At 38.5% G+C, this 13,333-nt stretch carries 13 protein-coding genes; 8 read left to right on the top strand and 5 right to left on the bottom strand.

All coding sequences use genetic code 11. From position 1 onward, the window contains the following. Positions 1-185 precede the first annotated feature (185 nt). The gene (locus NST45_RS11305; protein WP_076213822.1) at positions 186-1,664 is read left to right on the top strand and encodes a serine hydrolase; all 1,479 of its coding nucleotides are present in this window, start codon (positions 186-188) and stop codon (positions 1,662-1,664) included. 211 nt (positions 1,665-1,875) lie between these two features. On the opposite strand, the gene NST45_RS11300 is transcribed toward NST45_RS11305, so the two are convergent. The 3 genes from NST45_RS11300 to NST45_RS11290 form a co-directional block, all read right to left on the bottom strand. Continuing rightward, on the bottom strand, positions 1,876-2,226 hold the full coding sequence (locus NST45_RS11300; RefSeq protein WP_076213827.1) for a DUF2178 domain-containing protein: 351 nt from the start codon (positions 2,224-2,226) through the stop codon (positions 1,876-1,878). Next, entirely contained in the window at positions 2,216-2,455 is a 240-nt protein-coding gene (locus tag NST45_RS11295; protein WP_036677000.1) for a helix-turn-helix transcriptional regulator, read from the bottom strand. The genes NST45_RS11300 and NST45_RS11295 overlap by 11 nt, the downstream gene beginning before the upstream one ends. A gap of 719 nt (positions 2,456-3,174) precedes the next feature. Then, positions 3,175-4,098: a 2-dehydropantoate 2-reductase N-terminal domain-containing protein gene (locus NST45_RS11290; RefSeq protein ID WP_326047224.1), complete on the bottom strand. Its 924-nt coding sequence runs from the start codon at positions 4,096-4,098 to the stop codon at positions 3,175-3,177. A gap of 147 nt (positions 4,099-4,245) precedes the next feature. Between NST45_RS11290 and NST45_RS11285 the strand changes: the two genes are divergently transcribed. The 7 genes from NST45_RS11285 to NST45_RS11255 all read left to right on the top strand — a co-directional run bounded on the left by NST45_RS11285 (position 4,246) and on the right by NST45_RS11255 (position 10,032). Next, complete coding sequence (locus NST45_RS11285; protein WP_326047226.1) at positions 4,246-4,797, top strand: TetR/AcrR family transcriptional regulator; 552 nt, start codon at positions 4,246-4,248, stop codon at positions 4,795-4,797. 412 nt (positions 4,798-5,209) lie between these two features. Next, complete coding sequence (locus NST45_RS11280; RefSeq protein WP_326047227.1) at positions 5,210-6,136, top strand: DUF2268 domain-containing protein; 927 nt, start codon at positions 5,210-5,212, stop codon at positions 6,134-6,136. Beyond that, positions 6,111-6,860 carry a MerR family transcriptional regulator gene (locus NST45_RS11275; protein ID WP_076099106.1) on the top strand — a complete coding sequence of 250 codons (750 nt, stop codon included), beginning with the start codon at positions 6,111-6,113 and terminating at the stop codon, positions 6,858-6,860. The genes NST45_RS11280 and NST45_RS11275 overlap by 26 nt, the downstream gene beginning before the upstream one ends. Before the next feature lie 386 nt (positions 6,861-7,246). Continuing rightward, a complete protein-coding gene (locus NST45_RS11270; protein ID WP_036676988.1) occupies positions 7,247-7,480 on the top strand; it encodes a hypothetical protein in 234 nt (77 codons plus the stop codon). Positions 7,481-7,751: 271 nt separating this feature from the next. Then, positions 7,752-9,251, top strand: a complete 1,500-nt coding sequence (locus NST45_RS11265) for a dienelactone hydrolase (protein WP_326047228.1) — start codon at positions 7,752-7,754, stop codon at positions 9,249-9,251. Positions 9,252-9,433: 182 nt separating this feature from the next. Next, entirely contained in the window at positions 9,434-9,787 is a 354-nt protein-coding gene (locus NST45_RS11260; RefSeq protein ID WP_076213835.1) for a hypothetical protein, read from the top strand. Beyond that, positions 9,784-10,032, top strand: coding sequence for a HAMP domain-containing sensor histidine kinase (locus NST45_RS11255; protein WP_076143606.1), 249 nt, complete (start codon positions 9,784-9,786; stop codon positions 10,030-10,032). The genes NST45_RS11260 and NST45_RS11255 overlap by 4 nt, the downstream gene beginning before the upstream one ends. A gap of 832 nt (positions 10,033-10,864) precedes the next feature. Here NST45_RS11255 and NST45_RS11250 read toward each other — a convergent pair. Both NST45_RS11250 and asnB read right to left on the bottom strand, forming a co-directional pair. Continuing rightward, positions 10,865-11,392, bottom strand: coding sequence for a putative immunity protein (locus tag NST45_RS11250; RefSeq protein ID WP_081388084.1), 528 nt, complete (start codon positions 11,390-11,392; stop codon positions 10,865-10,867). 15 nt (positions 11,393-11,407) lie between these two features. Beyond that, positions 11,408-13,285: an asparagine synthase (glutamine-hydrolyzing) gene (gene asnB, locus NST45_RS11245; RefSeq protein WP_076143604.1), complete on the bottom strand. Its 1,878-nt coding sequence runs from the start codon at positions 13,283-13,285 to the stop codon at positions 11,408-11,410. Positions 13,286-13,333 lie beyond the last annotated feature (48 nt).

The following is a 13,333-nucleotide window of genomic DNA, read 5'->3' as shown; positions in this document are numbered from 1 at the left end:
TAAGCAATCAGAGGGGTCTTTTTTGCGAAACAAGAAATAATATACATGGGTCTGTGAAGTTTACAATAGTAATCTAATTATTGAACGTTTAGCATTAAGTAAAATGGAACGACGCATTAGGCGGATAAGGCGTACTACGGGTTGTTTATATTATCCTCGCATAATTTTTTTGATATGGAGAGTTTATGAAAAAGACTATTGTTTGTGTGATAACGATACTTATATTAATCTCAAGATTCGCAACACAAAGTTATGCGTCGTTGTCAGATACGCAATCTGCGGCAATACACGCGTTGCTGGATGATGCCCGTCGTATATCAGGTGTGCCGGGAATGTCAATCTCGATACTTGCTGATGATGAAATGTTCTACTTTTCTTCCGGGTATGCAGACCGTGAAAGTGGGTCGTCTGCAAGTGAAAATACACTATATGAGTTGGCCTCGGTCAGTAAAGCTTTTACCGGCATGGGCATTCTGCTGTTGGAGGAGCAAGGGCTGCTGTCAATGACTGACACTGTCCAAAAATATTTACCTTGGTTTACGTTAAAGTATCAAGGGAAACCTGTTGATATGACAAGCCTTACACTCAATAACTTTCTTCACCATACTAGCGGCCTAACAAATAGTAGGCATTCTCAAAATATTCCACAAGGCAATACACCAGATTTGCTGCAAAAGACTGTGGAAAAGCTGGTAGATGCTGGGTTGGTGTTCCCTCCCGGTGAACAGTATAGCTATGGAACCGTTAATTATGACGTATTGGGTTTGGTTATTGAGAATGTGTCGGGACAAAGCTATGAAGACTTTATGAGGGAACAGGTATTTCAGCCGTTAGGTCTTCACCAGACGTATGTTTATAAAGAAGAGGCTCAAGCCACCGGACAGTTGGCACAGGGCTACCGTTCTTCCTTTTTTATGACAACTCCATATAACGCGCCGGATTATTCCGGGAATAAACCCGCAGGCTACATCATTTCTTCTACAAAAGATATGGCGCGTTGGATGGGCATACAGATGGGTATTGTGAAGGACATACCCGAAATATTCCATACGGTTATCGAAAAATCACATCAGGGGGATATGTCTGTTCCGGATGTCAACGAAATGTATTATGCGGCGGGCTGGACGGTAAACGCCAACCAAACGATTATAGAGCACCCCGGGGGAAATCCCAATTTTGGAACCGAAGTGATCATACTGCCCAATGAACGAACAGCCGTCTGCTTGCTGACCAACGGCGCCAATATCAACAGAAGCATGGTACTAAAAATCAAAGATATATTAGACGGCAATCTAACGCAGTCATATGAAATAAGCGGCACACAGCTTTTGGACATCATTTTATCGTCTACCACAATTATTTTTTGCCTATTGGCCGTTCTGTTCTTTCTCTTAGGATTACGCAGAAGAAAAATTAATGGGCAGCAGCCAATGACAAAAAAGCGAATAATCGTAACATCTATTTTGCTGATTGCTACGATTGCCCTGTGTATAATGTGCTGTGTATTAGATTGGTCAACGATACTTATTTGGCAAACATATAGTGTTCTTACAGCCTTGATTTCGTCAGCATTATTAACAGCAAGCATTACATGGTTTGTATACACTCACCGATATAATAGTCTCATAAGAGGCGGGGCAGAGCGAGGTTTTTTTGATTTATGAATACATGTTCTTGTCGCGATCAAAGGACAAGAACATGTAACCATTGCCGCTAGAAGCAGAAGGGGGAAGGAACATAAAAGGATATTTTTGATTTTAGCAATTTATTTTACAACCCGATTGCACCTATTGAACTTCCATATCACTTAGTTAGCATATTTATCAACATTGTCTAATCCCCATCCTTAGCTGGCCCTCGCTCTGCGACCCTTCCTTACGACAAATCCTTTTTATACTGGATGGCCATGTAAATTCCACCAGCTAAAAATGCTAGCGCATATTTGAACAAGAAAAAGATGTTCCACATATACTCTTTAGGAAAAATCATGTCACATAGAATAATTGTCAACAGCATAAAGTAACTGCTTTTCAAAAAGATTTTATTTGTCCGTTCATCGTCTTGCCCAATCTTCTTATAAAATACATAGGTAAAAATCGCACTACCCATGAGCAGTAAAAAACCAACTCCAATGAGAATATTCCAATTTCCCGTAGATTGCTCAGCCCAGGACTTTAAAGGGTGAAAAATTGCGTTATGGATATCAGAAAGAGACTTAATTTTCATTTTGATCATTTCCTTTCAAATAAGTAAAAACATCGTTTACATCAACATTAAAAAAATCAGCAATCCGAAAAGCCAATAGCAGAGTCGGAACATAATTCCCTTTTTCCATTACGAAAATGGTTTGTTTGGAAACCCCGACTTTCTCTGCTAATTCTTGCTGAGACATTCTGGCAAGTACACGATATTCATAAACCTTATTGGATATCGAATCACCAAAATCTTTCTTCATGACCATCACCTCTTGAAGCAAATTATAAACTTATTTTTAACAAAAGTAAAGTATACTTATACTAAGTAATATAAAACCTTTATGTTTACTTAGATTGCTTTGATTTACAAGACTAGACTACAAAAAGAACCTGACGAAATTCATGATTCCGTCAGGTTCACATATCGATCTAATGTAATTTATGGTTTTTGTTTTTGGTGGTGCATTTTATGATTTTCAGTGGTGCAAATCGATGAATGATTGCCACGATCGTGCAAGAACAATTCACAGTCAATAGCAGACGGATGGCAATCGGATTACTTAACGGCTCTGGGATGGGCGAAATCCATACCTTTTAGCACGCCAGGCAACAAACAGAGCAAGAAGCAAGAGAAGCAGGAGTGCCCAAGGAAAGGAGAGATATAGGTGTACAAAATATTATGAGCCAGCATCCAGGCAAGAACCACAACCAAGATAGGAATCACCCCAGGTGTGAGTAAACTTTGAATACTGAAATGCGTTTATCAGCTGACTGTCCCGGATAATAAAGCAGCGGCTATCTAAGACTTGATAAATAAAGTCTTAGATAGCCGCTGTTGTTGTTCAATTATCGTTTCCCGTTAGTTTAGTCAAGGATGTTACGAAAAAACTATATATTTCGATTTTCATATTTAGATTAACCCCAATTGAAGGATTTAATGAAAATAAATTAAAAATCACCATACTATTTTAACAAAAAATTACTGAACATGTATTTCCGATTTGATATCATTTTGACTTAAAAATTTCATTAAATCATTACTCAGCTGCACAATCTCATTGTTAGCATTATTCGCATAATCCGGCAACATCATATCCCTAACCATTTTAGTTCTTAGCCATGTCATAAAGAAAAGATCCAAAAATAAGTTTGGAAATTTCAGCACCATTTTAAGCATTGATGGATCAATTGAAACGCCAGCTTTTTGTATTGCCCTTAGATAGGTTTTTAAAGTGACTGTTATTTTGCGTGCCGTCTTTCTGGTTCTGGCTGTTTTTTTGTCAATTATCTTATTCTCAGAATGCAAAAAACTCAACATGGCAATATCTGATACGGAATGTGTGATTAAATACGCTTGCATATCCTTTTTAATAACGTAGGGAAGCTTTGCTGTCTTAAATAATTTTGCGAGGTTTTCTATGCGTTCTGTCACTACACTATTAATTTCTCCAAATGCAGTTGCCGCTATGAACTTTGGTAGAAATCGAGCATGCAATACTCCATCTTTAATCTGTCCTCCGAAGCCAGGAAAAGCTGGTAAAAGTCTATCTCCTATGATATCCAGCCACGAAGAAAATCCAATTGAATTACTAATCATCGTAACTATATTTTTGCTTTGATTATCTTTTAGCGCTAACAATGCTGATTCGGACCGATCATAACGAACGGTAACGAAAATAAAATCGTATACATCGTCATTTTCGAGCGTATCAATGACATTCACTTGTATCGATCTAATTGTACCTTTTTCTATATACTGCAGGCCATTTTCTCTTAATGATTTATATCTATTCGAATGTGCAAACAGGCTAACGTCAAACCCTGCTTCAATAAGCTTAATTGCGTACATGCTCCCGATGACACCTGCACCAAAAATTAAAATTCTATCTTGTTTTGCCGACATATAAACCACCCCTACTTATTAATATTCCTTTTGATTATCCAACAACATGTTGTATGATGTGATTATAAATCTTCATTATTCCTTGATCAACCATCAGTTTTTTATGATTTGTCGGATGATATTCTTATTCACTAGTAGGAGGGTAACATGAAAAAGCAACCCCAAATAACGGAGAAAACAAGACAAAAGTTTGTAGAAGTTTTTTGTGAGTTATATAGCCAAAAGCCGATTGAAAAAATTTCGGTTCAGGAAATTGCGAATAAGTCAGGATATAACCGCAGCACCTTTTATCAATATTTTACCGACATTTACGAATTGTTAGACTCTGTAGAAAATGACTTATTGAATGACATGAAAAAAGAATTGGCGAATAAAGAGCTATCGAAGGATACGGTTCAAGATACGCTCAATTGTCTGGATAAAAAAGAACATCTCCTGGTTCTTAATGCCCTTTTGGGTGATTATGGAAGTACCCGTTTTTTAAAACGCTTAAAGAAAGAAATCACTTTGGATCAATTAGAATTAAACGTTCCACAAAACTATTCCTTAACGCCATACTTCATTGAGTTTTACCTGACAACTTCCCTTTCTTTATTTCGTCTTTGGCTCCAGCGTCAAAAGGATTTATCGTCAGAAGAATTTTTCAAGTTAGTGGAGAACCTATATTCAACAGGGATTACGCCCTATTTTAAAGAATGAGTCTGTCATTCAAACCAAATCCATATGTTCTATAACAATAAAAAAGCGTGCATAAGCTTGTTTACCCAATAGACTCCAAAAGACTGGCCTAACCTACTCTTAAGGTGGACGATGTTTTAGAGCACGAGATAGGGCGTTATTGCTTATATATGTACGGAGCGACATTCCATACGATCAGTTTCTGTTATATTGAAATATCAACGAAATTGTTTGTAACCTTTTGCAAATTCGTATCTAACAATTGATTCAACGGTGTAATCATAATTATTAGGGCAAAGGAGAATCATCTGGGAAGAAACTTATATAACTGGCGATAAAAGTACCTAATTATCAGTATTTGATCCAAATTACTTGACTATGACGTTAGGTCATAGTGCATAATTCTCACTATAGACGACTAGGAGTGAGAGATATGAACATAAAAACATTGCGTTCAGACCACATTTATCAAAAAGTTGCCCAAGCTTCGCCCGAGGAAAAACTTGAATTATTCAGAAATGAAATGATGGCTCCCTTTATGAAACAATGGCAAATTCAACAGATCCCTTTTAGAGCTGAAGAGGGGAATGGTTTTGACGTTGTTACGTTTAATAGTATAATGCATCGATCCCCTGATCAGATTACCCAGCAGATTTCATCTGAGGTAGAGTTGATTTCATCAGATTCTTTTTGGTTAGAGTGTGAGCACGCGGTAAGGAAAAGCCTCCGTCTATTTATAGAGCATGAAATAAGTCTCCCCGTATCCGAATATTTGTTTACCATTCAACTAGGGAATCCTGAAAGCAGTGCCTTAACAATAAACGAAGGATATAGTGGCTTTGGGGGCATTCCCGGGTTTATCTGGGGTACACTCTTGCCAAATGAGTACACGATTTCTCGAATGAAGGCTGCGCTGGCGCACGAATGCAACCATAATGTGCGATATCAATTTATTCAATGGGATCACACCGTTAATTTGGGCGAGCTCATTGTAAGTGAAGGATTAGCTGAAAACTATGCTATGTTCATGTTTGGCGAAGAATTGCTCGGCCCTTGGGTAACGAAAACAAACGCAGACACACTTAACAGGCGCATAAAGCCTGTCCTTATAGAGCAATTGCAATTAACAGGGTTTGATAAATTTGCTCCGTATCTTTACGGTGACGAGATCGCCAAACTTCAAAACTTTGAACCGGTCAATATGCCTTATAGTGCTGGCTACGCTTGCGGATATTATTTAATCCAATATTATTTAAGAAAAACAGGAAGAACAATCTTTGAGGCCACAATAACACCTGCTGCTCAAATACTAGACGAAGTAAAAGGATTTTGGGATGAAGAAACCATTATTAGCTGTTAAAGATATTGTTCAGATTACAGGCATTACTAGCCGGACCTTGCATTATTACGATAGGATTGATTTATTTAAACCGACACATCTGACGGAAAAAGGGTATCGCTTATATGATCGAAGCAGTTTGGAAAAACTTCAAACTATTTTGTTCTTAAAGGAATTGGATTTTCCCTTGAAAGAAATTGCGGACATTTTAAAGCTGACCAGGCAAGAACAGAATCAAATATTAAAGAAGCAGAGACAAACCTTATTTTCGAGAAAACAAAGACTAGAAACCATCATGGTTGCTCTCGAAGAATACGTTTCGGGGAATGATATTAGTAATTTGCAAATTTTCAACAATTCTTCCGTTTTGCCATTAAAAGAACAATATGCAAATGAGGCGAGATTCATCTATGGTGAAACAGAAGCGTATAATGTGTTTAATGAAACGTTGGATAAACTATCACAAGATGAAAAAGATGAACGTTTTCAATCGATGGAGGAAGTATTCAAGCAAATTGCATCTTGTGTCGATCAGCATCCTTCCTCCGATGAAGTTCAACGATTAATCGAGGAATGGAAAAAAAATCTAATGCAATTCATGCCATGTGATAAAGAGCTACTGGCTTGCATTGCCGATACTTATAAATTCGATGTACGATTCAATAACTACTTTAATCAATATAGCAATGAGGATTTTGCAGATTTTCTACACAGTGCTATTATGCATCATATATCTCAATCGTGAACAGGAAAATTCGTTTGAAACTTCGGTTGATAAGCGGAGTGTGAAGATAGAAGAGAGGAACAATATAGAAAAGACAGCCAAGATAAATAATTTGAAAGCCACAGATAATGCAGTTTTTATAATAAAAAATGAGGAACAGATAGAGAACGCCATACCATATAAATCGAAAACATTTTGGTATGAGTCTTGGTTGAAGATAAAAGAGTTCTTCGGAGTCTAACACGGTTGAACTAACGGGAAACGAAGGCCCGCGATGGAACTCGCCCAACAATTGGGCAGACGCATGGGGAACTTCATCGTTATAGGACTCATTATGAAGTATATTCATGCTGGCAATGGACAACGCTTAAGGTTAAGTATTATCTTATACGGGAGGTCATCGCTTCTTGAAATTTGAACTAGGACGTTGCTTACTGAATGAACGATTGATGGAATCCGGAAAGTCAGCGGAATGGCTGGCAAAAGACTTGTTTTTTAAACCGGAACGAGTTTACGACTTTATTGAAAACAAAAGAGTGATGCCACTCAAAATTGCCATATCGATCGCCGATTCCATCGGTTGTGATGTTCGTGCCTTGTATGAATTAATTCCGAACGATAATGAAGTAAAGGGAGATTAAGGGAATAAGTGGTAGGTTGCATTAAAACTACAAATGTGATCCATTAAGCTAGTTAATGATAAACGATAGCTCAATCAAAATGAAAAGGCAGCCGGTCAAATGATCGGCTGCCTTTTCATTAGCTAATAAGCAGTTTACAGTAACGAAACTGATACATTTTGGATTGAGAAACCGTCTTTATACTGAAGCAGCAAAAGGAGGGGAGATTAGGCTAGCTAGGCAGGAATGATTGGAACAAATGAAAATGAAATTTTTTTAAAGGAGACTTGAGATGAGATTGTTTGAATTATTGCTATATTTGTCAAACATCAGTTTGTTTGTATTAACAGTTGTATTAAAAAAAGGTCAGCGTATAATTCCAGTATTCGTTGCAAGCGGGATCGCCGCAGTTTTACTGGTCATTCATTGGACGGTGGAAGGATACAGAGTGCAGCTGTTTTTATCATATTGCATAACGGTCTTTTTTTTAGCCATTTCAAGTTATAGTTATTTTAAAAAAAGCAGTTTCCAAAAAATCCCTCGTTTCCTGTTGGGTTCAGCTTATACCGCTATAGCGATCATGCTGGTCGGAACAGCGGTCCTCATGTATACTTTTCCTGTATTTAAACTCCCTGAACTGACAGGCATATTTAAGGTAGGAACGCAAACGTTTCATTTTGTGGATACCAATAGGGAAGAGATTTTTGATAAAGCAAGAGAGGGTAAAAGAGAATTGATGGTTCAGGTATGGTATCCGACTCAAGCTGGTAGTGGCAAGCGAACTGCTTTAATTCCCGATACGCGGATTTTAAGTTATATGGCCGCGAACTATGGTCTTCCCGGGTTTACTTTTCAACACCTGAAGTACGTATCCAGTCATGCATATTCGGAAGCGGAAATCTCTACGGCAAAGACTTCATACCCACTGATCCTTGGGAATCCCGGCAACGGCTCTTCTAGGTTCCTCCACACGTCGCAAGCCGAATATCTCGCGAGTCACGGATATATCGTGGCAATGATCGACCACACCTACAACACATCTGCAACCGAGTTTCCGGACGGTCGAATCACGACCAGCACAACCAACGACTTATTCTCGCCTGACCATGATTATCGGACGGAAAGCGGAAATCGCGACAAGTTAGGGAAAGTTTTAACCGACGATGTGGTGTTTGTGCTGGACCAATTCGAACTTATCCAATCGGGGCAGATTCCAAGTCATCTAAAAGGCTGGATTGATCTCGACCATGTCGGGGTGTTCGGTCATTCTATCGGTGGAGCAACGGCTTATGACGCTTCTTACGATCCGCGAATAGCGGTTGGCATAGACCTAGATGGAGGGCTTTATCGTTTGCGTGAAAGAGAGGGACTGCAAAAACCGTTTTTATTCCTCAACTCGGAAAGCTATTTTGAAAAATTAAAAATGGTGATGGATAACCGGGTCTACACGGATGCAGAAATTAACCGTATAGGCTCAACCAGAGAGTGGGAGGATCAAGTAACGGAAGATAAAAAGTTAGAGCTAGAACGGATGCGCAAAGCGGTCGACGAAGGGGGACAAGTCCTCTATATCGAAAATACGGAGCATTTGAATTTTACCGACGTACAGTTCATTTCTCCGATTTTCAAAATGCTGGGCATTACAGGAAAGATTGAGCCCGATAGAGCGGACTCCGTTACCAATACCTATATGCTGAATTTCTTCGATATGTATCTGAAAAATCAAGACGGAATCTTAATGAAAGGACCGGATAGCCGTTTTCCGGAGGTGAAGTTCGTAACCTCGCTATAAATTACGGAGCAGTTTAATATGATTGCAGTTATTTTAGACTGAAGCAACATCATTACGCTTACGGGGAATGATCGATCAATCCATACACGATAGCAGCCGTCTAGATGATCGGCTGTCTTTTTATTAAGCTAACAGCCACCCGTTAACTTTACCCTTTTAAGTACCGTAGCCGAAGTAGAATATTGTTACGCCATCCCGATCATACGATCGAGGAAGAAAGTGCTCCAATTTCAGCCATTCTGAAAGAAACCAAAAGAATGAGCAACATGGTAGACGGCCTACTTCTTCTGGCAAGAGGCGATTCACATGAGGAAGTTATCTCATGCACACCTGTTCGTATTGACGGGATCATTAAAGAGATCGCCAAAAAAATGGAGCCAATAATGGATTACAGGCAGTTGCGGGTACAGCTTCATGTCGAAGGCTCGGAATTGCTCATGAATGGAGATGAGAATCGTCTCATACAGTTGTTCATGATTTTGTTGGACAATGCCATTAAATTTACGCAGGCGGATGGGCAAATCGATCTTGAGTGAGGCAGGGAAAATCAGTTCTTGTAACCGTCAAGGATAACGGAGTGGGTATTTCGGAACATGAATTACCACTCGTATTTAATCGCTTTTATAAGGGAGATTCCTCTAGAAGTAGAGGGGATCATGGAGCAGGTCTAGGGCTATCGATCGCACGTTGGATCGTCGATCAACATCAAGGTACTGTCCACATTAGCAGCGGGGTAGGGTGTGGTACGACAGTTATGATTCGTTTTCCGGTGATTAGTTAAATAATAATAGTACTCTTCAAAAGAGACTTACAATTGTTGTCGGGACTTTTGGGGATATCTATAGAACGCAGCAAAGTTCTTTATTATCTAATCTTTTCAAAAAAGAAGAAATTAGTACATACTGTGTGCAATAAGCGAAGAAGATTATCTGGCTTCGCTACCGGTTATTAGCGCATATAAACAAAGGGTGATTATCGCTCAATGTTTAACTTGGATGTGATGCCTTGTAGGAATTTCAAAAAAACCGTTGAATCAGCTCAACGGTTTTTTTGAATGCATTTGTGTGTCGTCCTATAAGTGGTTGATGAAACTCTGAGCAATTGATATGGCCAGTCGAAATCGCAAGGCTCTAATTAATGATGTGGTTATTGCTCGGAACTCGAAAGAGGAAGTGATAAATAGATCAAATAATATAAACCCCTAGATTGTGACACAATCCATATAGATCTATGTATAGTCTAAGTAGAATGCATCTTAGTGACATATGTACAAAATACGGGTTTTGTGAGGAAGTAGTATATAAATTAAAGGAACCAACCAATTTGATGCAAATTATTGCCAATCTACTGTCTATTAATGATTATCTAATCAATGTTCAAACCTGTTCAAAATAACTGCCCTTTCATAAGCAATTGATTCTTATTTAGTAATCGATTTATCTTAAACGAGTATTAAGCTTTAAAGCTCATCAAGTCTCGCATAAAACTTTAAGTGCTGATAATGTTTTTATTGTTGCATTAGATTACATAACTCTTGATTATATAAATTTACTATTACCATTATTTAACTTTTATAATCATCCTCATACATGTTCATCTTTAAAGCTTTAATTTCAAAGCAACTCTTCAGCTATCCTTAATTGTCTTTCCCGTTCTTTAGTAGCTGCCTCTGCAACTGAAGAATGATCTGATATGTAATTCACCAGTTTTACTGTATAGTCACTGCAAACCATAGCGTGTCCTCGCATATGTCCAGTTGCTATGGCTTGTGCAAAAGAACGGGCAGCATACTTACTAGCCTCGGTTGTGGACTCTTTGGCTAATTCATTGACTATAAATCCAACTTTTCTTAAGTCAAAGGCTCTAATCTCACCAGTTATACGCTTTTCTAGCGTTTCTATACCTAAATCAATCCGCGGGTCATTTACAAGCTGCTGGTCCAGATGATCCAGGTGCTCAACTGCTACTTTCAAAGCCCATTTGGCCAGAAACTTCTGCGGCAGCTCTTCAAGCGTTTCTTCAAGCCGATTTCTTAATTCATGGTTATCTATAATCTTTATCTTTGGACTAGTATAAGTAAACATGTTAGTTTCTCTTAATTGCTGTTCATGTTTATTCCATGCATATTCCTCAATATTCAACGAATCACTCCCCCATTACAATACGGCACTATTTAATTGCTTCAGATCTTCTTTTATAAAAAGAGTGTACCATACTGAAAAAATGTAAATTAGCCATATTCTACGCGAATAGTCGCCTTTATTACTCCGATGCTGGGTAAACATCTCTTCGATGATATTCATATTGAATATTTCTTCAATGCCACTATATCGTATTTGTTCGAACATTATATCTGAAATTGGAGTTTTGAGCCAATCACGAATGGGGACGGGAAATCCTAGTTTCGGGCGATTCACAATAGCTTCCGGAACGATTCCTTCCATAGCTTTACGCAAAGCAAGTTTTGTTGTTTTTTGCCCAATCCGATTGGATACAGGTATTTTACTAGCCGTTTCGAAAACCTCTTTATCTAAAAATGGGACTCTTAATTCTAATGAATGTGCCATGGATAGCTTATCTGCTTTTGATAAAATATCTCCAGGTAACCAAAAATTCATATCAATAAACTGCATTCTTGTCGTAGGGTCTAGGTGAGCTGTCTTATCATAAAAAGGCTTAACGATATCCGCGGGATGTAAAAAGCTATGCTGAGCGTGTACCGATTCGTGGAGCAAATTCATCTTACCGGTTTTGTTGAAGATGTTCGCATTACCGAAAAAACGTTCTTCTAAAGGTGTCAGACCCCGAAGCAAATAATTTTTTCCATAAAAATGATAGGGATATACGGATAATGATTTTCGTAACGAATCCTTTATAAAGTTAGGCATCCAGGTTATCGGTCTTAAAGCATTTGGCTCTCTATAGATTCTGTATCCTCCGAATAATTCGTCAGCACCTTCCCCTGATAAGACAACCGTAACATGTTCTTTGGCAAGCTGGTTTAGATGATAGAGTGCAATGGCAGAAGGATCCGCTACAGGTTCATCTAGATGCCAGACCGTTTTCGGGATACTTTCAAAAAAGTCTTTTTGCGATAAGATGTGAAAATAATGATCTGTCCCCAGTTTGGCTGCTGTTTGATTTGCAATGATTGTTTCATTGTTCAACCCTTCAAATCCAATTGAAAAGGTTTTGGTGGATTCTTCTGTTCTCATCATTGCAGCTATAGCTGTAGAGTCAATTCCACTGGACAAAAAACATCCTCTATTCACATCACTTTGTAAATGAAGGTTTACAGACTCTTTCAATTTCCACTGAATTTCTTCTGCGTAGTCTGCTAAAGATCGTACTACCGGTTGAAAATGGGGTTCCCAATATTTCTCGATCTTCATTTCACCTTCCGAGTTAACAAATACTCGCTCTGCAGGTCCTAATTTATGAATGTGTTCAAACATCGTATCAGGATGCGGGACATACTGAAAAGTTAAGTAGCTGAATAAACTTTGATACTGAAGCTTTCTGGGTACCCCTTGCACTGCAAGTATGCTTTTAATTTCCGAAGCAAATAAAAGATTATTTTCGTCTTTGTAATAATAAAAAGGCTTGATCCCGAAATGATCTCTAGCAGCAAAAAGAGATTGTTCCTTAAGATCCCAAATCGCAAAACTAAACATTCCACGTAAATGATGGACACAGTCCTTGCCGTATTCCTCAAATAAATGCACAATGACCTCTGTATCTGATTGCGTCTGAAAGTGATGTCCCTTTAGCTTAAGTTGATCTCGTAGTGTTTTATAATTATAGATTTCACCATTAAAAATAATCCAAAGAGTACGATCTTCATTCGTCATCGGTTGATTGCCATCACGTAAATCAATTACAGACAATCTGCGAAAACCAAGTCCAATGCGAGAATCGAGCCATACTCCCTCATGATTGGGACCTCGGTGATTCATAACCCCTGTCATTTGTTTTAAGGTTTCTTCATGTGGTGGCTGTCCATTATATTTTAATATTCCTGCTATTCCGCACATACTCTGGCAGTCCTTCCTATTATAAAGATTAGGATATAGAGTGCCCAT

Source organism: Paenibacillus sp. FSL R7-0163, assembly GCF_037969975.1.
Lineage (GTDB): Bacteria > Bacillota > Bacilli > Paenibacillales > Paenibacillaceae > Paenibacillus_AQ > Paenibacillus_AQ odorifer.
This window is presented reverse-complemented; position numbering and strand designations above follow the sequence as displayed.